Origin of the sequence: Paenibacillus tianmuensis (assembly GCF_900100345.1) — a bacterium.
Taxonomy (GTDB): Bacteria; Bacillota; Bacilli; order Paenibacillales; family NBRC-103111; genus Paenibacillus_G; species Paenibacillus_G tianmuensis.
The window spans coordinates 1-22,286 of sequence record NZ_FMTT01000059.1; the positions used below are offsets into that span (position 1 = coordinate 1).

Sequence of the window (22,286 nt, forward strand, 5' to 3'; positions counted from 1 at the left end):
TTGACCGGCAGGCCAGAGAAGGCTTGGCATGTCGTCTACAACACGCCGATCGACAACAGAATGTTTGGCGTGGATTCGAACGACTACGCGGGAGGCGTGGAGCTCTGCTACGGCGGGAAGATCAATCTGAACGAGGCGTACAAGCGCTATGTGTGGGTGCTGGCGTATGCCTGCTATCGGTACGGCTTGAACCCGGCGACGGACATTACCGGACATCATATCTTGGACCCAGCCAGAAAGACGGACCCGGTGAACGCCTTACGGCTTCTCGGGAAGACGTTTGAGCAACTCATAGCAGATGTGGTGGCTGAATATCAGGAATGCACACAAGAGGAGGACGATGATAACATGGCAATCAAAGCAGAGGATTGGTTCTGGAAACAAGCCTATAACATTCTGGGTAAGGCGTATAACGAGAAGAAAATCGAATGGAAATGGTGCCAGAAGGTTCTGGACAGAACGTTAACGGCCGGAGAATATACGCACGTATTGGCTGTGATCAATGCGCGGGCTCAAGGCGTTGATGTGGATGCTGAGAACCCGGCTGCCGTCGCTCCGGACCGAAGGAGGTAGCCGTAGTCTATGACAAGAGCGGAGTTCATCGCGGTAATCGCGCCCGTGGCTGTTAAGTTGCGTAGGGATGGGTCGCCGATATTACCGTCCGTAAGGATCGCGCAGGCGCTGCTTGAAACTGGCGGAAGAATCCACGAATGGAATAACGTTGTCGGCTACAAAGTCGGTCGCGGCCAGCCTAACGCGTACTGGAAGGGGCGGTCCGTTTCGACGAAAACGTGGGAAGTATACGACGGCGTCCGCCATGATAACATCGTAGCGAATTGGCGCGCATACGATAGCGTCGAAGATTGCTTTCGCGACCAAGACGTGCTATTCCAAAGTAGCCGTTACGATCGCGTGCGGGCCGCTAAGACGCCGGCCGAGCAGGCGGAAATGTTGCGGGCATGCGGTTATGCGACTGACCCGGATTACTCTAAAAAGTTAAAACATTTGATCGCGAGCTATTCGCTCGAACAGTACGATAAGGAGGCGGCAGAAGTGATGCTGGATGAGGGAGTTGCAAATACAATCATCGATACATGGATGGGTCCGGCTTGGAAGGAATCCGACGCCAAGCGGAGGGAGGCGGATAGGGCTGGAAACGGCACCGCGGCTGCAGCGCATCAAAAACAGGCCGAATATATCCACTGGCTGGCGAATGAGCTGCGGAAGGCGTCGGGGCAGCAGATAACATAGCCGGGGTTACTATCAAAAAAAATTTCTAATAAATTACTTAATATATAATAATTGGTTATATTTGTTTAGACATCCCATGTAATATTTTGTAGAATTTTATTTGTTTCGACACGAAATATATGAGAAAAAAGGAGAGATTTGTTTTGAAAAGAAAAACTTCTTTATTATTATCCATGATTATGTTAATTGTGCTTTTTTCATCTGTGCCTGCCTTTGCATATCAAAATGGACTTTTGCACGGAAAACAAATGGCTTATGGCTACACTTTAGATCAAAGTCCAAGTTTCTTACGTACAGAAATGACGGATGGTAATGAATCTTCTTACGTAGCTCTGTCTAAACAAGTTTACGCATGGCATAAATTTGATAAAGTTAAAACAATAAATTCCATTAAATTTCTTGTGAATTCCAACATAGATATTCTTTTCTATGATGATTCCAAAAATGTTATTTATAAGCATACTTATGTTCCTTCTGATCCTGCGACTGTACAACAAATTAATCTACCTAGTGCAATTGCAAATGTTAAGACGGTTGCAATATATGTACCCGCCGCGGATGTAGCAGTTCATGAATTTGATGTTTTCGAGAACGGGATTAATGTTCCTGGAATTCCCTCAAATCTAACTGCTAAAGGGGGAGATGCAACGGTTACACTTGATTGGAATTCAGTTACCGATGCTAAAGGATATAATATAAAAAGAGCAACTACTCCAGGAGGTCCATATACTATTGTTGCTAGTGGTGTGTATGGTACAACCTACACAGATACTACAGTTACCAATGGAACTACTTATTACTACGTTGTTAGGGCAGTCACTGCCGACGGAGAGAGCGCAGACTCTAACGAAGCTTCCGCAACGCCACAAAGACAAGTAACACCTCCTTCTAGCGGTAGAGCAATTTTAGTCGTTACATTAGATACTGGCCTTGAAAAAGAGTTTGATCTCTCCATGACGGAAGTAAATTCATTCATTGCTTGGTTTGAAGGTAAGGCTGCTGGAACCGGCACGGCTTCCTATGCGATCGATAAGCATGAAAACAACAAGGGACCATTCAAAAGCAGAAAAGATTATGTTATCTTCGATAAGATTCTCACTTATGAAGTGAATGAGTATACACTGGTATCTAAATAATATGACGATTCCCCATTGGCTTAGGCTGACGGGGTGTTTTTTATGCTCAGACACCTATCCTTCTACTGGTTACATCAACATGCGACATTTATCGATAATAAAATTTAAATATATAGAATTGAAAAATAGGTAAAGGGACATATATGAAATAATAACTTAATATGGTAATTTTGGAATGCAATCAAAAAACATATCCGGGAGGTGTTTTTATGAAGAAAAAATTTGCATCCTTGGCTTTACTGTCGGCACTAGCTATTGCCAGCATTACATCTGCCGCACATGCAGAACAAGTACAGCCTAGTCGAGAAACCAACCCCAGCCTAGCAGCAACTGAAACAACATTTGCAAGTCCGGTTGAAAGGAATAAGACGCTAAAAGTTGGGAAGACTCTGCAATTGCCAAAAGGTTACCAATATTTCCCGGCAGTAGGTTGGCCCAAAATTATTGATGTTGATGCAGATGGCCTTGTAACGGGAAAGAAAAAGGGTAATGCCGTAGTAGAGGTAAAGGATGGGCGCGAATTAAAATACGTTTATTACATTACAGTGAATTAAAATTGATTTCCGGTAGCTAGAGAAGCCGATGGCAAAACAAAATCCCCGCCAGCCTTACGAAGCCGGTGGGGATTTTCTATATTTCGGCAGCTTGTGCCGGTAGGTTTCGGCCCGTTCCGCGCGGGCCTCGTCAGGCGGGGTTATTAGAACAAAATTCACATTTTTCATCTGGCAGTGGACCGTCCATAGTAACAATGTTTCCATTTTCTTCTTTGAGGCAGTCAGAACATACATTTCTCAAGATATTTCCGCCATGCGTCATCGAGTGCAAAGTTACAAGGTATACATTATTCTCCATATCCATCCTCCTCGTTTAAAGCCCATCGGCCTATTTTCGTTTCCTAGCAACCTGCAGCCGAATCATATTCATCGCGGCCATCCAATCCGACGCACGCTGCTCCGATCCGTCCGGGGAGATCACCTTTACGTAGCCGTTCGGATACTTCAACGAGTTTGCTACCGCCCGGAGTTTGAAGTCGTATCGGGCTGCCAATTCTTTTGCACGAGCTTTACTCATGGTTTGTTCCTCCTCGAAAGGGGCCGAAGCCCCCGAGCTATTTTTGATTCTTCGTCTCGATGATCGCCGCCGCAAGCTTGAAGCCGTAGCTTACACCCTTGGCATAATCGCTGCCAGCTTCATCCTGCCGCATGAGCGATTCGTACCACCAAAATTGTTGAAGGAACTTTAGAACGTCCACAGGGTTTCGCTTTTCTTCGATCATGTCTCCCTCCCTCGCATTTAAGGCCCGTCGGCCGTTATATGGATAGTTCGTCGATGCTGCTGCATATCTCATGCTGCCATTTCGTGTCGTGGCTCATAGAGGCCATAAGCGACCAGTTTTCCAGCTTCGCCATCTTCCAGCAGTAGTTTTCGTTTGCTGTTAGGCAATGGGCCATTTCCTGCAGTTCATCATCCGTTAAAAGCCGGGAGCGCTGGAGCGTCCAAAGTTCAGCCATTCGTTGATGAAATGGTTGAATCGTAACCACCTCCAATTGACTAACTTTGTTTGTCATACACTCATATTAAACTGACTAACTTTGTTTGTCAATGAGTTTTGACAAACTTTCTTTGTCGTGATATTTTCAAGGTAGGGGGTGTCCTATGATCCGGTCAAGGTTAAAGGAGATTGCAGACTCTCGGGGGCTGTCGATCCGGCAGATCGCTACAGGGGCTGGTATTCATTTCGAAATCGCTCGTAGAATGTACAATGATACAATGGAAAGGTATCCTCGGGATATGCTGGACAAGCTATGTGAATTTCTTGGGGTGGAAGTAGGAGATTTGTTGGAAAGACGAAAAGAGTCCCCGCCAGTCGATTGAACTGGCCAGGGGACTCTTAGCTGATTTATTCACCTTTTAGTTTCAGTGAGCTATTTGTATACGTTGCTACTTCATAATTTTTTACTGTGATTTTGAATTCGGTCTTATCCCAAGAAGGAAATCTTCCTAGTGGTAAATCGGCATATACCTTAGAAACCTCTTTTAGTATATCTTCAATCATTCCTTTTAGCTCCCGATCTTGTATATCAAATTTGCCCTGTCCGTTATATTTAACAGTAAGTTCCGGCTGGGCAGATAAGTCAATGGTGCCAGACATTTTACCATCTAAGAAATATAATTTGATTTTTTGCACGACAAAATCATTAGTGACAACCCCGCCTTCGATTTCATGCTGGAGTTTTGCCAACATGTTATCTTCTTGTAGGCCTTTTTGATTTTTTTGTATCTTTTCAAAGTCAATAGAACTTACTTTTTCTTTAATTTCATTTAATTCTGCCGCAGATTGGGATAGTTGGGTTTGAAGATTAATGTACATATAAAATAGAGTTGCGGCAATAGATGCAGTTATAAGATATGCGATGATGATTGGAACTTTCCAATTTGCCCCTTTGTTCTTCGCCACAGGCGAGCTTTCGGCTCCGTCTAAAAAAATCTTGTCCATAATCCCTGCCTTGAATAAATTCTCCATCGGCTGGAGTACTTGCTTTATCATGTCGTTATAGGTGATTATACCACGTCAAGAGATGAACTGGGGACAATCTTTACTTCTAACAACTAAAATTGCTAGGAAAAACGGATCAGAACGAAGAAAAAACCCTTGATATTCAAGGGTTTGAGTTAGGCCCGTTCCGCTGCGGGCCTCGTCAGGCGGGTTATTTGCTTAATTTATACAGCATGTACTGGTTCAGTGATACGCCCTCAAGCTCAGCGGCGGCTGCTAGATCACGGTGCAGCGTCTTAGGCATACGTACCCGGATGCTGCCGCTATAATCCCCTTGTGGCTCCGGGATCGGGTCGCCGTACTCCAGTTTTACCTCCAAGTATCCTTCTAAGGCTTCTTTAAGATTTTCGTACAATTCTTTAACTGTTTGGCCGGTAGACTGACAACCATCTAATTCAAGATACTTCCCGTTAAAGTAGTGACCGCTTTCGTCATTTACTTCCCGTACAATCACGGTATACGGCAAATTCATGTAATACCCAAGGTTTTTATCAGCCATGTAATTTTAGCAAGGGCCATGTTATAATTAGTGGTGTGGGGGAATGCCGAACCGGGAGTCACCTCCCGATTCGTTCCAGAACATCCACCACATAGACCGCCTTGAGCGGATTATCTTTCTTTACCGTTATGACGTCTCCAGCATCATTTCGGAATTGGTAGTGACTTCCTTTGTGCCTTACGTTCTTGTAACCGTGGGCTTCAAGGACTTTTGCCGCTTCCGTGAAGGATATTCCGTTAGGGCGGTTTTTCATCTTTTCGATGATTTTTTCGACCCTTGCCATGTCTGACCTCCTTTCTATTTATATAGTACCATATATGGAACCATAAATCAAGGGGTTAATCTGGGAAGTTCTTGGTTTACGCCGGGGTTTCATTGCCCACAACTTGCCCACGATGGGGGAAATTTTGGCTTGTTTTTGTTCGTTTTGAGGCGGGCAAAGCAGGGTATTTAAAAACGCTCGGAAGACTTGAAGTGCAAGGGCTTGGAGGTGTTTAGAGGGCAAAGCCGGGCAATATTTTGTCATAGGATGCTCCTCGAATACATTTCCTTGTCACACGCTAATCAATGCCGACAAGGAGTGAAGTTGAAACGATGATCGATCGCCGCCATGATGTGAGGCCCGAAGTAAGCGCTTATCTGAAGCGGATCGGATACGACGGTCCGCTGGACGGAAGCGCGGCCGTACTGGCCGAATTGCAGGAGTGTCATATTCATACGGTGCCTTATGAAAACCTGGATATTGTACGTCGCATTCCGTTGTCATTGGAAGTCGAAGATCTTATCGACAAAATTGTCGTTCGCCGCCGCGGCGGATACTGCTTCGAGCTTAACACGCTCTTCGGCTGGCTGCTGAGGGAGCTCGGGTACACGGTCACGGATTTCGTGGCCCGCTTCTGGCGCGACGAGTCGAGCCCGCCCCCCAAGCGCCGTCACCAAGTCTTGAAGGTCGTGGCAGGGAGCGAGACGTATCTATGCGATGTTGGAGTAGGAGGGATTGTGCCCCGCCAGCCCGTCCAACTGATCGAAGGGTTGGAGCAGCAGCAAGGAGACGAATGCTACCGGATGGAGCGCGACCCTTATTACGGTTGGGTGCTCAGCGAGCTTAAGCACGGGCAATGGAGCTGGCTGTATTCCTTTACCGAAGAGCCGCAGCTGCCTAAAGACTTCATCATGGCGAGCTATTGGTGCCAGAACGCTCCCGACTCGGTCTTTATCAGCGATGCCATAGCCGCTATTCGTACCCGGGACGGGCGCAAGACGTTGGCCGGCAAGGAGTTTCGGATTTTCACCGCCGAGGGCGTCCAAACGTTCACACCGCAGTCAAAAGAAGAGTACGACGAAGCGCTGCGCACTCATTTTGGTATCGTGACAAATAATTAATGATATTAATAATTAATGAGAAAAAAAGAACTGCCGCACCGCTAAGAAACGGGGCCGGCAGTTCTTTGCTTTAAGTCGGTTCGACACACGCTCAAAATTTTGTCGCTTAGCTCCGAATCGTTGACGGAACGGGCCAGCAGGATCGAGCCGACCATGGTAGCGGTCAGCGCAATGCTTTTGTCCTCGTCTTGACCGGCAAGTCCCGAAACGAAAGAGAGGAAGCGGGACACTTCTTCGGTGAACACTTGGCGGATGTCATCGGAAGAGCGGGCGATTTCGCCCGCCAGTGCGGGCATGATGCAGCCTTGCTCCGCCGAGTCGCAGTGGGCGGCGCTCAAGTAAGACTCGATCACGTCGTTGAGCTTCTGCTCGTCTGACGCCTGTTCCGCGATGGAGCCGAGCCGAGTGACGGTGCCTTCCATCGCGCTTTTGCAGGCTTCGGCGACCAACTGCTCCTTGCTTTCGAAATGGGCGTAGAAGCCGCCGTGCGTCAGTCCGGCCCCGCTCATGATTTGCGGCACGCTGACCGCCTTGATCCCGTTCGCCCGAAATGCTTGTGAGGCGCTTTGCAAAATTTTATGACGAATGTTCATTTTATGTTTTTTGGTATAAGGCATCTTATGTTTTCACCACGCCTAACGATAATTTATTTATGTATTCTCCATGATATCAGGAAGGGAAGCATTTGCGAAAAGCAGTAAGCAGCTTGAGCGGGCCTTTCGTCCGGATTTTGCGCAGCAGCATGGCCGGAAGCGGATGCTCCGTCTTCCCAAGGACGCGAATCCAGGTCCCGCTGTCTGCGGTCAGTTCAAAATCCGCTTGGCCGGTATGCCCCTCCGTTACGGTGATCGTCTGCTGCTTGATCACGACCGTTGCTTTCGCTTCTTCTTGACCGGTAAAGGTAAAATGATACGTCGCGTTCAATTCTTTGGCCTGATGCCGCTGAAAGAAGAGCGGGAGCATCTTTAAAAAAGTTCTGACGGACTTCGAGCGCAGCCCATTGCTAACCCGTTTCACCTGCTTGTGCGGAAAGCGGCGGACGACATGCTGCTCCGCATCGGAGCCAGGAACGACATAAATCGTTTCTTTTTTGTTTTGCAGCGGCTTGACGATGTCCTCCAAAAATTGCTTGCGGTTGTTCCAGAACGCGCCGATGACGTCTTCTCCTGCGGGACAGACGGCCATACAGTAGGCCGCTTTGTAATTGGCTCCAAACGATAAGCTCTGCCACATGGAGGCCGTTTCTCCGTCTTCGACTTTAGCGCGGTACGCTTTGGCGTTTTTGCTGTCCGCAATCGTCTCGATCCAGTTGGTGAACCCGCCTGAAAATTCCCGATAGTTGTGCGTGTAGCAGGCCGAAAAATTAAAGTGTCCGTCCGGCTCGATGGCGCCAACGGGACAGGCGGCGACGCAGAGCTTGCATTCCAGACACGGATTGTAGTCGATGGGCTTCGACTCCTTCGAAATGCGAGCGTCGGTCACGATGGTCCCGAGCAAAATGAAGTTGCCGAATTTCGGGTGAATGACATTGCGGTGGATGCCCATTTGGCCCAGTCCGGCCGCCACGGCGATCGGCTTGTGCGAAATGACCCATTGCTTGCCGTCTCTTGCTACCTCCATGGGGAAGCCCATCGGAGGATTCATCGCTTTGATGCCCATCTCCTCCAAGCGGGCTACAATTTCATGCCCGACATGCGTGATGCGGTCGTGAACGTGATAAAATTCCGCGTTGGCGACAGAGCGTGCCGCTGCCCGAACCGGCTCGCGGTTCATACGGCACACGAAGCTGATCAGCAGACCGGCATCCGGCAGCAGCTCGCGTATTTCGTGCCGCTGCCCGTCCAGCTCGGGCCGGTCGACCGCAACGAAGCCGACGTCGTCCGCTCCCGCTTCCAGACAAAGCTTACGCAGCCAAGCGGCGTCGAGGGCCGTTTCCCGGGCCGTGCCGGAAGGAGGCTGTTTGGCAAGGTACTGTTGGACGGTAGGATGTTCTTCGAGCTTTCTTCTCATGATCATTATAGCTCCTTTCGGTCCAAAAACGAAAATGAAGAAACAGAATCGGATCGATGATCAAAATATGATGATCATCATAAATATTATAATCATCATATTTAATCCGGTCAACAAAAATCCACATTTGCAGAACCCGCATCAGGACCGGATTCACCCCGGAAATCAACCGCAGACCTCCGTTCAAGCCATAAGTATTAGTCTTGACAAACACAACATCTTGTTATAGATTTGAATCTATCATCTACATATCGTGATTGGTCAGGCGCCTATCCGCTAGAGACGCGGACTGGCTTAATAGGGAAGTCCGGTGCAAAGCCGGCGCGGTCCCGCCACTGTAAGGAAGAGTGTCCCTCCGAGTTCGCCCACTGGTCTTGACGCAAGAATGGCCGGGAAGGGGGAGGGAGCGATGACTCCGAGCCAGGAGACCTGCCTGTTCATTCGACACCCGCCCTACGGAGATAGGAACGTGTCCCGCATCGTGCTTAGACAGCATGTTTTATTTACATGCTGTTTTTGAGGCGCGCTCGGTCCGTTCCGCGGGCTGGCGGCGTCTTTTTTTGCCGTGCCCGGGACGTCGGCGGGAGAGAAAAAAGGAGACGAAGACCTATGCTGATTGCGTACGATTCCAGAACGGGGAATGTGCGGAGATTTATCGGTAAGCTGAATATGCCATCGGTTCAAATCGAGGAGAACTTGCAGATGGACGAGCCTTTCGTCCTTGTTACGTATACGACCGGCTTCGGGCAGGTTCCGGAGAAAACGGCCGCTTTTCTTGAGCGAAATCACAACCGGCTGCTTGGGGTCGCCGCCAGCGGCAACCGCAACTGGGGCGATGGCTTCGCCAAGAGCGCCGATCGGATTGCATCCATGTACGGCGTGCCGGTCCTGAGCAAATTCGAGCTTGCAGGGACGAAGCGCGATATAGAAACGTTTAGAAGCGAGGTGGGCACCGTTGCGACATATTGAATTGAACAACCAGCTGATGCGGCGGGAAGCGGACGGATTTTTTCAACTGGAGAAGGACCGGGAGGCGGTCCGGGCGTTTATGGAAGAGGCGGAGCGCAGCAGCATTCGTTTCGCGAATACGGCCGATAAGGTCCGTTATATGATCGAGAACGACTACTACGAGAACGTGTACGACCGCTATTCGCCGGAAGAGGTTGAGGACATCTACCGGATTACGCACAGCTATGGCTTCCAGTTCCAGTCGTACATGGCGGCGTCGAAATTTTACACGGATTACGCAATGAAAAGCAACGACCGCTCGCTCTATCTGGAGCACTACCCAGACCGCGTGGCGATCGTTGCGCTGTATCTCGGACGAGGCGATGCGGACACAGCACGGGCCTTGGCGGCTTCGATGATGGAGCAGCGGCTGCAGCCGGCGACGCCGACGTTTCTCAACGCCGGAAAAAGCCGGCGCGGCGAGATGGTGTCGTGCTTTTTGTTAGAGATGGACGATTCGCTCAATTCGATCAACTACGTGCTTGCCACGTGCATGCAGCTGTCCAAGATCGGCGGAGGCGTCGCGGTGAACCTGTCCAAGCTGCGCGGACGCGGAGAGCCGATCAAAGGCGTGGAAGGCGCCGCCAAAGGCATCATGCCGGTGCTGAAGCTGATGGAGGACGCGTTCTCGTACGCCGACCAAATGGGACAGCGCAAAGGCTCCGGTGCGGCCTATTACAACATCTTCGGATGGGACGTCATGGAGTTTCTGGACAGCAAGAAGATTAACGCGGACGAGAAGAGCCGTCTGAAGACGCTCTCGATCGGGCTGATCGTCCCGAACCGGTTTTACCGGCTGGCCGAGGAGAACGAGCCGCTTCACGTGTTCGCACCGTACTCCGTCTGGAAGGCCTACGGGACGCATCTCGACGACATGGACATGGACGAGATGTACGACCGTCTGCTGGCCGACGACCGGGTACGCAAGAAAGCGGTCATGAGCGCGCGCGACATGCTCGTGAAGATCGCGACGGTACAGCTCGAATCCGGGTACCCATACATGATGAACAAAAGCAACGCCAACCGGGCGCATGCGCTTAAAAATATCGGCTCGATCAAAATGTCCAATCTGTGCACGGAAATTTTCCAGCTTCAGGAAACGTCAGAAATCGCCGACTACGGACAGCCGGACATCATCCGGCGCGATATCAGCTGCAATCTGGCTTCGCTGAACATCGTCAACGTGATGGAGCAGGGCAAAATACGCGAATCGGTCCATGAAGGCATCATGGCGTTAACGGCGGTCAGCGATATGACCCACGTCGCCAATGCGCCGGGCGTGGCGAAAGCGAACCGCGAGATGCATTCGGTCGGGCTCGGCGCGATGAACTTGCACGGTTTCCTGGCGAAGAACAAGATCGCGTACGAAAGCGAAGAAGCCAAAGATTTCGTCCGGAGCTTCTTCATGATGATGAATTTCTACTCGCTGGAAGCCAGCATGGAGACGGCGAAGAAGACGGGCGTTACGTTCGCAGGCTTCGAGCGGTCGGATTACGCCGACGGCAGTTATTTCGCCCGTTATACCGATACGGATTACCGGCCGGTGACAGAGAAGGTCAAGGCGCTGTTCGGGCAAATGGCGGTTCCTTCTCCCGAGGATTGGCGGTCGCTGCAGGAGGCCGTTCGCACGCATGGGCTGTATCATGCCTATCGGCTGGCGATTGCCCCGACGCAAAGCATCTCGTATATCCAAAATGCGACCTCCAGCATCATGCCGATCGTGGAGCCGATCGAGACGCGGACGTACGCGAATTCGACGACGTATTACCCGATGCCGTACATGAACCGGGACAACTTCTTCTATTACAAGTCCGCTTACCAGATGGACCAGTTCAAGGTGCTGGATCTGATCGCGGAGATTCAGGCGCACGTCGACCAAGGCATCTCGACCGTGCTGCACGTCAACAGCGACGTGACGACGAGACAGCTGGCACGGTATTACATTTATGCGGCCCGCAAAGGCTTGAAGTCGCTGTACTATACCCGGACGAACCGGTTGACGATGGAAGAATGCATAAGCTGCTCCGTCTAACGACGACAGCATCCGAGCAAGGCAAGTGAGAGGAGCCGATGGTATGAGCGTGTTGAAGGCGGTCAACTGGAACCGTCCAGACGACGATTTTACAATAACCTTCTGGAACCAGAACATCATGCAGTTCTGGACCGACGACGAAATTCCGTTGTCCGACGACAAAATGAGCTGGCTGACGCTCAGTGACGACGAACGCGATCTGTATATGAAGGTGCTTGGCGGATTGACGCTGCTCGATACGGTCCAGGGCGGCGTCGGGATGCCGAAGCTGCTGGAGCACGTCGAAGGGCTGCAGCGCAAGGCGGTGCTCGGCTTTATGGGCATGATGGAGCAAATTCACGCCAAATCGTACAGCAGCATCTTTACGACGCTGGCGACAACCGAAGAGATCGACGGCGTGTTCCGCTGGGTGGAGCAAAATGTATTTTTGCAGACGAAAGCGGAGACGATTTCGCAGTATTACAACCACATCCGGACGCCGAAGGAGCTGTATTTGGCGATGTGTGCGTCCGTCCTTCTGGAAAGCTACTTGTTCTACAGTGGCTTCTTCTACCCGCTCTATTTAGCCGGGCAGGGGAAAATGACAAGCAGCGGCGAAATCATCGATCTCATTTTGCGCGACGAGAGCATCCACGGTCTGTATGTCGGCGTGCTCGCGCAGGAAGTGTTCGCCAGGCTGAGCGAGGAGGATCAGGAAGACGCCACCGAGACGCTGCTTGGACTTTTGCGCTATTTGCACGGCAACGAGGAGCGGTACACGGAGCAGCTTTACGCCTCCATCGGCTTGGTCGACGAGGTGAAGGCGTTTCTGCGCTACAACGCGAACAAAGCGATGATGAATCTGGGCCAAGACCCGCTGTTCGAGGAGGAAGAGATCAACCCGATCGTCTTGAACGGCATCAGCACGCGGACGAAGCAGCACGATTTCTTTTCTAAAAAAGGAAACGGCTATGTGCGCACGATTCATGTCGAGCCGCTGACCGACGACGATTTCCGGTTTGACTAAACATTGAGTTCCTCACCCGTGTATTTAAGAATCTTATGAGAGGTGAGATGTTCATTTTATGAAGAGGGAAAGTTTGACATTAATTCGTATTCGGGATGTTTTGATGTCCCCGGAAAAAAATCCACACACTTGGTTTTATCTCCCGCCAAATCAAGCTGAATGGAGTTTGGATACAGAAGGGGTATTTGAATTAAATAGTTATGATTTTCCGCCTGATTCTGACGATTATTTGCCAGAACAAGCTAAAAAAAATGGTTGGATAGTAACATTAGAAAGTGCAGATATTGAAGATGTGGTAGAAAATGCAAAAGCTCAGTTGGACAAACCATCATTAGACCAGTTATTCTGTGCATTTATTTATTACTATGAGAATGATGCGTTTTTTGAGTTTTAAACAGACCTAGTAGGGCCGCCGCCCAGAGTGCAGGCAGTCTACTTTAAGAAAAATAGCACGGTTTGCCCTCCAGGTATTCGCTTGAAGCGAATAGGATGGCGGACCGTGCTTCTGTTTGTTATGGCGCGATTGACAAGATATAGTTTATAAACTAAACTAAAGTCATGAAAAAACCACATACCGATTTACCAGACGACATGCAGGGCGACAGAGGGGAAGGGCATCCGCTCGGCAGATTGATTTTGGAGCTTCGGCGGCTTGAGCGCAATCCCCGCCATTACGGCGGCATCGGCCCGCTGACACCGACCGAGATTCATACGATTGACGCGATTGGCCGGGAGGAAGGCATCCTCATGAGCGAATTGGCCGCCAGACTTGGCATCACCAAGGGAGCGGCTTCGCAAATGATCGGACGGCTGGAGGCGAAAGCGCTCGTTCGCCGCACCCCTCATCCGGGCGATTCGCGGAGCGTCATCGTCTCGCTTGAGGAGCAGGGTAAAGTCGCCCACAAAGCGCACGAGGAGCTGCATAGAAGTTTTTACAACCACCTTCGCTCAGAGCTGGGCGCCGAAGGGATAAGGACGTTTGAGGAAGGGGTAGAGAAATTTATTGCTTTTTTGAGAAAGTAACGCTTTCTCTCTTTTTTTATTCATTTGATTTAGTTTCTAAACTAAATCAAATGAACGTCTCAGCTGGAACGGTTCAAGCAGCAAGCAAAACGAATGAGGTGACGATCGAATGGACTTCAACGAGCATTCCAACAAACAGTTCAAGCCCAACCCATGGATGAAGCTCTCGATTTATATGGGGGCCTTTATTTCGCATTTTACCGCAGGCATCGTGAACGTGGCGCTTCCCGGACTCGCCGGAACGTTTCAAGCCGATCTCGCAACCGTGCAGTGGATTACAACCGCCTATCTGCTGGTCATCAGTCTTTGCCTTCCGTTGATGGGCCAATGGGGGGACCGGCTCGGGCACCGTATCGTCCATAACCTCGGCTACTTGGTATTCACGGTTTCCTCCGTGCTTGTCGCATTTGCGCCTCACATTACCGCGCTCATCGTTTGTCGGGTCTTGCAAGCCATAGGCGCTGCCATGTTTCAGTCCACGAACATGGCGCTGCTAACGGTGCATCTGCCCAAGAAACAGCGGGGCCGCGCATTAGGGGTATTAAGCACGGCTGTTGCGCTGGGCTATGACGGGACCGATTGCCGGAGGGCTCATTACGGAATGGTTGACGTGGCGCTGGCTGTTTCTCATCCATGTTCCGGCGGCCGTAATAGCGACGTTTTTGGCTTACCGCTATATTCCGGCACGGCAGATCGCGTGCAAGCCGCAATCGTTTGACAGCGTGGGAGCGGTCTGCTTTGCCGCTGCCATCGGCTTTCTGATCTACGGGGTTTCCACTGCCAGCAGCGGGAACGGTTGGGGATCGGCACAAACCTGGATACCGTTCGTCGTCTCGGGAATGAGCCTGCTGATTTTGCTCCGTTGGGAATTCCGGCACCCGGCGCCTTTTTTTTCGGTTCACCTGATGCGCAAGCCGATGCTTGGCGTCGGTCTGGCCGTCAGCTTGCTTTCCTTCGCGCTTGCCAATGTCGTGCTGGTTGCGGCCCCATTTTATTTACTGGCCTTTGCCCGGATCGATCATGCTATGCTCGGTTACGTCATGACTGCGTACCCCATTTTGTTGGCGGTGATGGGTCCTTTGGCTGGGGGCTTATCGGACCGCTACGGCCCCAAGCGGCTGATCATCTCGGGCCTAGGCGCCATGGGGGCGGGATCGCTGCTCATGGTCTTGTTCTTGAACAGCTTGTCCCTGCCGGGAATGATTGTGGTATTGGCATTGTTCGGAACGGGCATGGGGCTGATCGCTTCCCCGAACAACAGCTTTATGATGAATCATACGCCAGCCGCATACAGCGGGGTTATGGGCAGCATGATCGCGTTGACCCGAAATATGGGCATGGTGCTGGGGGCCGCTATCGGGCTCGGACTTTTGAGCGGTCGGGCCGGGGGGAGCTTGCAGCACGAAGCGGACGCTTTTTATATGATATTTATGCTAAATCTGATCCTAAGTCTTGTTGCGCTTGGCGTGTTTGTGCTTGTGACCTTAAAGAGCAGACGGCTTGCGGCGTCCGGCATCGATTCCTAGAAGGATCGGTTAAGCAAAAGAAAAAATCCCTCCAGCGTTCGGCACGCTCCGCAGGACGGCGGACACCGGCTTCCGTTCCCTCTACAATTAGGAAACGAAACGGAGGGAGGAATCGTTAGATGCGTGCCAAATCTATTATTTTTACTTCGGTCCTGACCGGTTATGTCGGTCTGGGTATTCTCAATCCGCTTGTCGCTCCGCTGATCCGCGAGCTCGGACTTTCGGAAACGGATGCCGGCTGGATTGTAGCGGCTTCCTCGTTCATGGTGCTGCTCACCTCGGCGTTCTGGGGAAACTGGAGCGATCGTATCGGACGCAAGCCGGTGCTGCTGATCGGGCTAATCGGAATGGCCGCCAGCTTCGGCATGTTCGTCGCGGTGACCGAGCAAGGCCTGAACGGAAAGTTCCAGCCTGCCGTATTGTTTACGCTGCTGCTCATCTCGCGCTTGCTGCTGGGAGCCGCGTTCCCGGCCGTTCTGTCGTCCAGTCAGGCATATATGGCGGATATTACGACTGAGAAGGACCGCGCCGCCGGGATGTCGTTAATCGGCGCAGCCAACGGTCTCGGGCTTGTCGTCGGTCCTGCGGTCGGCGCGCTGCTAACCGCTCTGAGTCTTCTGGCCCCGATCTATCTCGCGGTAGCTATGCCTCTGCTCGTCATGCTCTGGGTCGCCATCGGCATGACGAATTTCAAGCCGCAGGCGCACGGGCAGCAGAAGAAAACGCTGCGCAAAGGAATACTTCCTTACCTTGCGGTCGCCATGATCGTCATGATGGCGTTGATCCAGACGCAGGTGACTGCCGGATTTTATTTTCAGGATAAGCTCGGCTTGTCGGCGACTGAAACGGCGCAAGCGGTCGGCGCAGCTCTGTTCTGCATCGGCTTCATGATGGCGCTGGTCCAGTTCACGGTTGTCCGCAAAAACCGGCTGACGCCCTTGAAATTGCTGCAGCTGGGCGTCCCGGTCTTCGCTGTCGGTCTTGTGCTGCTCGTAAGCTTCAGCCATCTCGCGCCGTTCTTTGCCGCTTTCGCCCTGATGGGGGTCGGGGTGGGGCTGGCGATTCCCGGCTTCACCTCGGGGGCTTCCTTGGCTGTAGCCAAGCATGAACAGGGGGCGGCCGCGGGGATGATCGCCGCAGCCATCGGGATCGGTTCGCTGCTCGGTCCGTTGAGCGGCACGTTCCTGTACCGGATTAGTCCGGAGACGCCGTTTTGGCTGTTGATCCTGCTGCTTGCGCTGCTCACGGGCTATGTGTGGGGCAGCCGGGGAATCCGGGAGAAACAGCAGGCCGTGGTTGACTAACTGGTTGAGAATCATTATCATTTAAGAGGAGGGATGAACGACTACGGAGTGAGAGGATTCAGGTGCCAACGATGATAGCTGCGGATTTTCATCAAATCTATAATTCGTTTTTCGACGGTTTTCAATTGTCGCGCCGTTATGCCGATCAGACCGAGCAGCTGCCTGTTCCGCATTATGCTGGAGAAGGCGCGTTGCGCCGGCTCGTACCGCGACCGGATTTGGAGATCGTCATTTCGGACTATACGCTTACGCGGAACCGGCAATTTCAGCTGCGCACGGATTCGGCGATGGTCGAGCTCAGCTTTTGCCTGCAGGGGAAGCGGGAGCTTCATATTTCCGGTATGAGGCATGAATTTCGTGCGAACTGCTGCACGCTGCAACTGGTGGACCGGCTTCACGCGCATTTTGACTTCGTGGGGAACCAGCCGATGCTTGCAGTCGGCATCGGGATTCCAGTCGCGACGTTCGACCGTTTTATGGAAGATTTTGCAGGAAAGCGCACCGTCGATTTTGCCAAGCTGGTCGACCGCCGTTCGTTCCGCCTGTTCGAGCAGACGATCGAGCCTGCGGCTTCCGTCATCCTGCAGCAGATGCTGGACGCCTCTTATTCGAACGAGACGCGCAAAATTTATATGGAAAGCAAGGCGCTGGAGCTGCTTTCCCTTTCGTTTCATACGCTGCTGTGGGAGCGCGAGCCCGACGATAAGCATATCCGGTCGAAGCTGAGCAAGAACGATCTGGAGAAAATACGCCAGGCGCAGGAGGTGCTGCTGCACCGCATGGATAGCCCGCCTTCGCTGCTGGAGCTGTCCCGAACGGTCGGTCTCAACGACTTTAAGCTGAAAATCGGGTTTAAAGAAGTGTACGGGCAAACCGTCTTCGGTTATTTGCGGGAGAAAAGGCTGGAGAAAGCGCTGCTGCTGCTGCAAAAGGGGCAGGTCAATGTGAATCAGGCCGCCTGCGTCGTCGGCTATTCGAATCCGAGCCATTTTGCCGAAGTGTTCCGTGAGAAATACGGGTTCAATCCCGGCGAGCTCGTCCGCAAATAACGTTGTTACCGTGCCTGACCGCCAGAGGAAATTCCTTTGGCGGTTTTGCTGCGCATAAAAATCCCGGAAACCGCAGAAAAAATCCGTGCAGGGGTGGATGAGCGGACGCTGATATTGTAGCATACCATTTGTTGATAATGAAAATCGTTATCAATTCATCAAGTGGACAAGCACCGCAAGGACCGGCGGCAAAAACAAAGGAGGGCCAAAAAACATGTACAGACGAACTTGGTTATCGCTTCTGCTTCTGATTGTGATGGCAGGGGTGATTGCCGGATGCACGGCAAGCGACCCGGGAACCGGGGCTTTAGGGGATCAGAAAAAGTCCGAGGGGACGGCGGCGCAAGCTTCTTTTCCGAGGACGATCAAGCATTTCAAAGGGGAAACAGTGATCAAGGAGCGGCCGGTAAAAATCGCGGCGCCTTATATCACTTATGTCGACAACTTGGTCGTCTTAGACGAAATACCCGTGGCTGCCCAAGGGATGGCGATGATGAGCACCTTCCCGAATTTGCAGAAAAAGCTCGAAGGGAAGTCCGTGATCGATCTGGGCAAAGAAGTGAGTATGGAGAAGCTGCTCGCGTCGCAGCCGGATCTGATTATCGCCTCTGACGATATGGCCGATAAATACGACCAGCTCAGCCAAATTGCGCCGACGGTGATTTTTCCGTACACCGAGGATTGGAAAGGAACGCTGCAATTGATTGCCGGGGCCATCGGGAAGGAAGAGAAGGCGGCGGCCTTCCTGGCTGAATTCGACCGCAAGGCGAAGGAATACAAAGCGAAGCTGGCGAGCCGCAGCGGGGAGACGGTCTTGTTCGCGATGTACGGCGGGAAGGAATTTATCACCTTCAATGAGGAGCGCGTCGCCGCCTTTTACAAGGAGCTTGGACTAAAGCCAGTTCCCGGCAGCGAAAAGGGCGGGTCCTTGTCTCTCGAAACGCTTGCGACGATGAATCCGGATCATATTTTTATCGTCAACAACTGGGCTGCGCCGATTAAAAAGGGCGTCAAGGATACGCTGAAGGACAACGCGATCTGGAACGGAATGAAAGCTCCCAAAAGCAATCATGTCTACTATATCGAGGATACGTCTGTCCTTGGACCAATGCCGCTCGGCAAAATGATCGCGATCGAAGAAGTGATGAAGGCGATGGGAAATCCATAGAAGTTTAGGGCGGCCGATGGAAGCCTTGAGCGAATAAAAAATAGAACCCCGTGATTACGGGGTTCTTTGCGATTTAAGGATAAGCCGCTTCACGAAAGTAATATCCGGCTCGAACCATCGTTTGGCGTAGGTTTCGACCCATGGCTGCGACAGCAGCCAGACGATGCCGAACCCGGCGATAATCGCCAGCCCTTGGCTCCAAGGGGTTTGCAGGTAGACGTAAACCCCTGCCGCCAGCAGTGATTTCAGAATGAAGGCATGGAGCAGAAAGACGTACCCCGTTCGTTTCCCCCAATCGGTGATCCGGCCGGCCGCCCAGGGCACCAAGCTCAAAAAAGCGATCGAAGCGGCCGCCTGCACTCCGTACATTCCCAAGCGATATATTCCGGCATACCACTCCGGATGACCGGCCTCTGCGTAGGTGAAGCTGCCGTACAGCCAGCGCGGATCGATTCGTCCGCCCAGCCAGAAGTAGCAAATTACGGCTGCGCCGAGAAGAAAAGCAGGCATACGCAGCCTTTTGACTATGGTTTCCCAATGCTGCGGCAGGAAGTATCCTGCAAGGAAGAATGGAAAGTACACCAATGTCCGCGATAAGCTGAGCCAAGCCCCCGGCCAAGGGAGATAACCGACAGCGACGCCGAGCAGCAGCGAAACGATCAGCGGATGGCGCAAATGGACGAACGCGCGCAGCAGCAGTCTCCAGCAAAAGTGGCTGAGCAGGAACCAGAGCAGCGAATAGGGCATGAAGAACGAATGGATCACGCCTTTGGCTTGAAAGAAGACGATATCCGCCAAGCTGTACAGCGTCTGGAACAACACATATTGATACGCAATCGTATAAAGACCGTCGATTCCAGTCCGGTCGAGACGGAAGCTTTTGGCAAAGTAGCCCATCGCCAGAGCGAACATCGGAATATGGAACGCGTAGATCGTCTCGTAAAGAGTGAACAAAGGCGAGCTTCGATCGATCATCGGCTCGATGGCGTTGGCTGTGACGACGCAAGCGATAAGCAGAAACTTCATATTAAGCGCATAAGTGTTAAGCGATGGTGCGGAAGCCATTCCCACGGGAAGTCACCTCGATATGTGTTCTGTGCTGACTGACGGCTCTTTCGCCGCTTTGGAGCGGGTGTTGCCGGCTCCTCGTTTAGAGCATACCTCTTTCGATTCGCCGGAGCAGTGAGAAGGATCACGGCTCGTTGATGACTAAAGTCACAGACAAATCGCAGTCGCGGGTATACAACCCGAATGACGTAGGCAAACTTCACCAAATCTTCATCCGATCCTCATGTTCTCTTCATGATAGAAAGCCAGGGCGATGCTACAATCAGAATATAGATTTAGACCTAATCTAAATATAAAATTTGAGGAGGAACCATCCATGAATGAACAATTAACTGCGCTGTTGAACAACCAAATCGCCAACTGGTCGGTCCTGTACGTCAAGCTGCATAATTACCATTGGTACGTCAAAGGCCCTCAATTTTTCACGCTGCATACGAAATTCGAGGAGCTGTATACGGAAGCGGCGCTGCATGTGGATGCGCTGGCCGAGCGGCTGCTGGCGTTGGGTGGCAAGCCGGTCGCGACGATGAGCGGAAGTCTCCAGCTCGCCACGGTTCGTGAGGTGGAAGGCGAGGAGACGGCGGAGCAGATGGTGGCTTCGCTGGTGAACGATTTTAATCTGATCATCACGGAGCTTAAGACAGGCATGAAATACGCCGAGTCCGTTCAGGACGAAACGACGGGGGATCTGCTACTGGCCGTTCATTCGAGTCTGGAAAAACACGTCTGGATGCTGAATGCGTTTCTGGGCAACTAACTCAAGCGGTAAGATCAACTATCATAGTCCTGTGGTCATGCCTTCCGTGCGCGGCTTGGACAATCGGCTTGCTTCTATGATAAAGTCATAGATTATGGAAGAAGCTGAATTGGAGGAGATCAGAACGATGAAGCCGCGTTCTAAAAAGATAGGGTACTTGCTCGGCGGAACGGCTCTTGCCGCCGCTTGTGCGGTACTGGTTGCGTACGGCGGTGAGCCCCCTGCATGGCTGCTTGCGTCCGGGAAGGGCGCTTCGTCGGAGGCTGCCGAAAAACAAACCCCGGTCCGACGCGAAATTATCGATTTTCATATGACCGATCTGGATAAAGGCTGGATTCGTTATGCGGACGGCACAAGCAGCGTGACGGAGGATGGAGGAGCCCATTGGACGAAGCAAGCCTCGGGCCTCCCGGACTCAGCGGCATCCAGTACGAATGGGCCAAGCGCTTCGACAGCCAATGTCAAAACGCTCACAACGATTGCTTACCAAGCGAAAGAATACGCCGTGAAGCAGGCGCAATTTGTAACCGACCGGACCGGCTGGGCGCTTGTCTCAGCCGGAACGGATCTGGCCAACCCGCTGCTGGTGACCACGGACGGGGGACAAACCTGGCATGCCGAGGTGACGCCTGCGGTGAAGGATGCGCTGCAGGAAGAAAAGCGGCGTCAGCAGCGGATTAGCAGGGAAACGGCTTTGTATGCTTCTCCCGAGCAAGCCAAGAAGGTGATGGACTCCGCTTGGACGCTCCTGCCGGATACGGCTAGTCCCGGTGACGTCGTGCTGGTGCGGCACGATAAGCCCGGCGAAGTCGCTTGGCAGGGGAAGACGTATGAGCTGCGGCCGTTCGAAGCCGGGTATTTCACCTACCTTCCGGTGCCGATGAAGACCAAGTCCGGCTCGTACCCGATCGGCGATCAGACGCTGAAGATCAAGGATAAAAAGTTCGAGACGCAGCAGCTCAAGGTATCGAAGCAGATGGAAAGCATGCGTCAGGACACGAAGCGAATCGAAGCCGACCAGAAAAAAATCGATGCCGCGCGAAGCAAGTCGGAGCCCGGGTTCCTGTTCTCCGCGCCCTTTATTCAGCCGATCGAGGGGATATTGACGACGCCGTTCGGCCATACCCGCTATGTGAACGGCAAGTTCGCGAGCTCCCATATGGCCATCGACTTGGCGGCCAAAGAAGGCACCCCGATCAAAGCGGCGAATGACGGTATCGTAGCGCTGGCGGACAACTTTTATTTGTCGGGCAATACGATTTATATTGATCATGGAATGAATCTGTTTTCCCAGTACGCGCATTTGTCCAAGCTTCAGGTGAAGACGGGGGACCGGGTGAAACGGGGCGATATTATCGGGCTGGTGGGCTCGACCGGATTCTCGACGGGACCGCACCTGCACTTTACATTCTGGGCGCACAACGTTCCGGTCAATCCGAATCTGTTCTTTAATGCGACTCCGTTTCAATGGCCGAAGCAGAAGCCCCAATCGCGTTAAGCAGGCAGGCG

The 22,286-nt window shown here is 52.1% G+C and carries 28 protein-coding genes and 1 riboswitch; of the genes, 18 read left to right on the top strand and 10 right to left on the bottom strand.

Going from position 1 to position 22,286, the window contains the following annotated elements; all coding sequences use genetic code 11:
• The 4 genes from BLO51_RS30610 to BLO51_RS25515 all read left to right on the top strand — a co-directional run.
• The coding region (locus BLO51_RS30610) for a peptidoglycan recognition protein family protein (protein ID WP_245719827.1) at positions 1-573 on the top strand (573 nt) is incomplete at its 5' end.
• A gap of 9 nt (positions 574-582) precedes the next feature.
• Positions 583-1,251: a glycoside hydrolase family 73 protein gene (locus BLO51_RS25505; protein ID WP_090676323.1), complete on the top strand. Its 669-nt coding sequence runs from the start codon at positions 583-585 to the stop codon at positions 1,249-1,251.
• A 143-nt stretch (positions 1,252-1,394) separates the two neighbouring features.
• A complete protein-coding gene (locus tag BLO51_RS25510) occupies positions 1,395-2,387 on the top strand; it encodes a fibronectin type III domain-containing protein (protein ID WP_090676324.1) in 993 nt (330 codons plus the stop codon).
• A gap of 209 nt (positions 2,388-2,596) precedes the next feature.
• Positions 2,597-2,941: an Ig-like domain-containing protein gene (locus BLO51_RS25515; protein WP_090676326.1), complete on the top strand. Its 345-nt coding sequence runs from the start codon at positions 2,597-2,599 to the stop codon at positions 2,939-2,941.
• Positions 2,942-3,071: 130 nt separating this feature from the next.
• On the opposite strand, the gene BLO51_RS29475 is transcribed toward BLO51_RS25515, so the two are convergent.
• Genes BLO51_RS29475 through BLO51_RS29945 form a run of 4 tightly spaced genes read right to left on the bottom strand, consistent with a single transcriptional unit; the run spans position 3,072 to position 3,955 of the window.
• Positions 3,072-3,239, bottom strand: a complete 168-nt coding sequence (locus tag BLO51_RS29475) for a hypothetical protein (protein ID WP_167670334.1) — start codon at positions 3,237-3,239, stop codon at positions 3,072-3,074.
• 30 nt (positions 3,240-3,269) lie between these two features.
• The gene (locus BLO51_RS25520) at positions 3,270-3,458 is read right to left on the bottom strand and encodes a hypothetical protein (RefSeq protein WP_090676328.1); all 189 of its coding nucleotides are present in this window, start codon (positions 3,456-3,458) and stop codon (positions 3,270-3,272) included.
• Positions 3,459-3,495: 37 nt separating this feature from the next.
• Positions 3,496-3,663 carry a hypothetical protein gene (locus tag BLO51_RS29480; protein WP_167670335.1) on the bottom strand — a complete coding sequence of 56 codons (168 nt, stop codon included), beginning with the start codon at positions 3,661-3,663 and terminating at the stop codon, positions 3,496-3,498.
• Between the two features lie 34 nt (positions 3,664-3,697).
• On the bottom strand, positions 3,698-3,955 hold the full coding sequence (locus tag BLO51_RS29945) for a DUF7667 family protein (RefSeq protein WP_342672475.1): 258 nt from the start codon (positions 3,953-3,955) through the stop codon (positions 3,698-3,700).
• 88 nt (positions 3,956-4,043) lie between these two features.
• Here BLO51_RS29945 and BLO51_RS25530 point away from each other — a divergent pair, with 88 nt between their 5' ends.
• Positions 4,044-4,262 carry a helix-turn-helix domain-containing protein gene (locus BLO51_RS25530; RefSeq protein WP_090676329.1) on the top strand — a complete coding sequence of 73 codons (219 nt, stop codon included), beginning with the start codon at positions 4,044-4,046 and terminating at the stop codon, positions 4,260-4,262.
• A gap of 25 nt (positions 4,263-4,287) precedes the next feature.
• Here BLO51_RS25530 and BLO51_RS25535 read toward each other — a convergent pair whose 3' ends face one another.
• The 3 genes from BLO51_RS25535 to BLO51_RS25545 form a co-directional block, all read right to left on the bottom strand.
• Complete coding sequence (locus tag BLO51_RS25535; RefSeq protein WP_217266789.1) at positions 4,288-4,935, bottom strand: hypothetical protein; 648 nt, start codon at positions 4,933-4,935, stop codon at positions 4,288-4,290.
• Between the two features lie 160 nt (positions 4,936-5,095).
• Positions 5,096-5,443: a type II toxin-antitoxin system HicB family antitoxin gene (locus BLO51_RS25540; RefSeq protein ID WP_090676331.1), complete on the bottom strand. Its 348-nt coding sequence runs from the start codon at positions 5,441-5,443 to the stop codon at positions 5,096-5,098.
• Between the two features lie 58 nt (positions 5,444-5,501).
• Positions 5,502-5,726, bottom strand: coding sequence for a type II toxin-antitoxin system HicA family toxin (locus tag BLO51_RS25545; RefSeq protein WP_090676333.1), 225 nt, complete (start codon positions 5,724-5,726; stop codon positions 5,502-5,504).
• A 311-nt stretch (positions 5,727-6,037) separates the two neighbouring features.
• Between BLO51_RS25545 and BLO51_RS25550 the strand changes: the two genes are divergently transcribed.
• Positions 6,038-6,826 (top strand): arylamine N-acetyltransferase family protein, encoded by a 789-nt coding sequence (locus tag BLO51_RS25550; RefSeq protein WP_090676334.1) that lies wholly within the window; start codon positions 6,038-6,040, stop codon positions 6,824-6,826.
• A 41-nt stretch (positions 6,827-6,867) separates the two neighbouring features.
• Here BLO51_RS25550 and BLO51_RS25555 read toward each other — a convergent pair whose 3' ends face one another.
• Complete coding sequence (locus BLO51_RS25555; protein WP_090676336.1) at positions 6,868-7,443, bottom strand: TetR/AcrR family transcriptional regulator; 576 nt, start codon at positions 7,441-7,443, stop codon at positions 6,868-6,870.
• A gap of 52 nt (positions 7,444-7,495) precedes the next feature.
• Positions 7,496-8,836, bottom strand: a complete 1,341-nt coding sequence (locus BLO51_RS25560; RefSeq protein ID WP_090676337.1) for an SCP2 sterol-binding domain-containing protein — start codon at positions 8,834-8,836, stop codon at positions 7,496-7,498.
• A gap of 246 nt (positions 8,837-9,082) precedes the next feature.
• A riboswitch (cobalamin riboswitch) is annotated at positions 9,083-9,287 on the top strand.
• 158 nt (positions 9,288-9,445) lie between these two features.
• Here BLO51_RS25560 and nrdI point away from each other — a divergent pair.
• The 10 genes from nrdI to BLO51_RS25610 all read left to right on the top strand — a co-directional run bounded on the left by nrdI (position 9,446) and on the right by BLO51_RS25610 (position 18,952).
• Positions 9,446-9,805 (top strand): class Ib ribonucleoside-diphosphate reductase assembly flavoprotein NrdI, encoded by a 360-nt coding sequence (nrdI, locus tag BLO51_RS25570; RefSeq protein ID WP_090676340.1) that lies wholly within the window; start codon positions 9,446-9,448, stop codon positions 9,803-9,805.
• Positions 9,792-11,876, top strand: coding sequence for a class 1b ribonucleoside-diphosphate reductase subunit alpha (nrdE, locus tag BLO51_RS25575; protein ID WP_090676342.1), 2,085 nt, complete (start codon positions 9,792-9,794; stop codon positions 11,874-11,876). Before nrdI ends, nrdE begins: the two co-directional genes overlap by 14 nt.
• Before the next feature lie 43 nt (positions 11,877-11,919).
• Positions 11,920-12,882, top strand: coding sequence for a class 1b ribonucleoside-diphosphate reductase subunit beta (gene nrdF, locus BLO51_RS25580; RefSeq protein ID WP_090676344.1), 963 nt, complete (start codon positions 11,920-11,922; stop codon positions 12,880-12,882).
• 73 nt (positions 12,883-12,955) lie between these two features.
• Entirely contained in the window at positions 12,956-13,276 is a 321-nt protein-coding gene (locus tag BLO51_RS25585) for a DUF7716 domain-containing protein (RefSeq protein WP_217266790.1), read from the top strand.
• Between the two features lie 164 nt (positions 13,277-13,440).
• Positions 13,441-13,905, top strand: coding sequence for a MarR family winged helix-turn-helix transcriptional regulator (locus BLO51_RS25590; protein ID WP_090676347.1), 465 nt, complete (start codon positions 13,441-13,443; stop codon positions 13,903-13,905).
• A 109-nt stretch (positions 13,906-14,014) separates the two neighbouring features.
• A complete protein-coding gene (locus BLO51_RS31085) occupies positions 14,015-14,623 on the top strand; it encodes an MFS transporter (protein WP_342672476.1) in 609 nt (202 codons plus the stop codon).
• Positions 14,511-15,431, top strand: a complete 921-nt coding sequence (locus BLO51_RS25595; protein ID WP_342672477.1) for an MFS transporter — start codon at positions 14,511-14,513, stop codon at positions 15,429-15,431. Before BLO51_RS31085 ends, BLO51_RS25595 begins: the two co-directional genes overlap by 113 nt.
• 119 nt (positions 15,432-15,550) lie before the next feature.
• The gene (locus BLO51_RS25600; protein ID WP_090676350.1) at positions 15,551-16,735 is read left to right on the top strand and encodes an MFS transporter; all 1,185 of its coding nucleotides are present in this window, start codon (positions 15,551-15,553) and stop codon (positions 16,733-16,735) included.
• A 71-nt stretch (positions 16,736-16,806) separates the two neighbouring features.
• Positions 16,807-17,784 (top strand): helix-turn-helix transcriptional regulator, encoded by a 978-nt coding sequence (locus tag BLO51_RS25605; RefSeq protein ID WP_090676372.1) that lies wholly within the window; start codon positions 16,807-16,809, stop codon positions 17,782-17,784.
• Between the two features lie 214 nt (positions 17,785-17,998).
• On the top strand, positions 17,999-18,952 hold the full coding sequence (locus tag BLO51_RS25610) for an ABC transporter substrate-binding protein (RefSeq protein WP_090676351.1): 954 nt from the start codon (positions 17,999-18,001) through the stop codon (positions 18,950-18,952).
• A gap of 54 nt (positions 18,953-19,006) precedes the next feature.
• Here BLO51_RS25610 and BLO51_RS25615 read toward each other — a convergent pair whose 3' ends face one another.
• Positions 19,007-20,017 carry an acyltransferase family protein gene (locus BLO51_RS25615; RefSeq protein WP_090676354.1) on the bottom strand — a complete coding sequence of 337 codons (1,011 nt, stop codon included), beginning with the start codon at positions 20,015-20,017 and terminating at the stop codon, positions 19,007-19,009.
• A 319-nt stretch (positions 20,018-20,336) separates the two neighbouring features.
• Here BLO51_RS25615 and BLO51_RS25620 point away from each other — a divergent pair, with 319 nt between their 5' ends.
• Both BLO51_RS25620 and BLO51_RS25625 read left to right on the top strand, forming a co-directional pair.
• Positions 20,337-20,777, top strand: a complete 441-nt coding sequence (locus BLO51_RS25620; protein WP_090676355.1) for a Dps family protein — start codon at positions 20,337-20,339, stop codon at positions 20,775-20,777.
• 127 nt (positions 20,778-20,904) lie between these two features.
• Complete coding sequence (locus BLO51_RS25625; protein WP_245719828.1) at positions 20,905-22,275, top strand: peptidoglycan DD-metalloendopeptidase family protein; 1,371 nt, start codon at positions 20,905-20,907, stop codon at positions 22,273-22,275.
• The last annotated feature ends 11 nt before the right edge of the window (positions 22,276-22,286 follow it).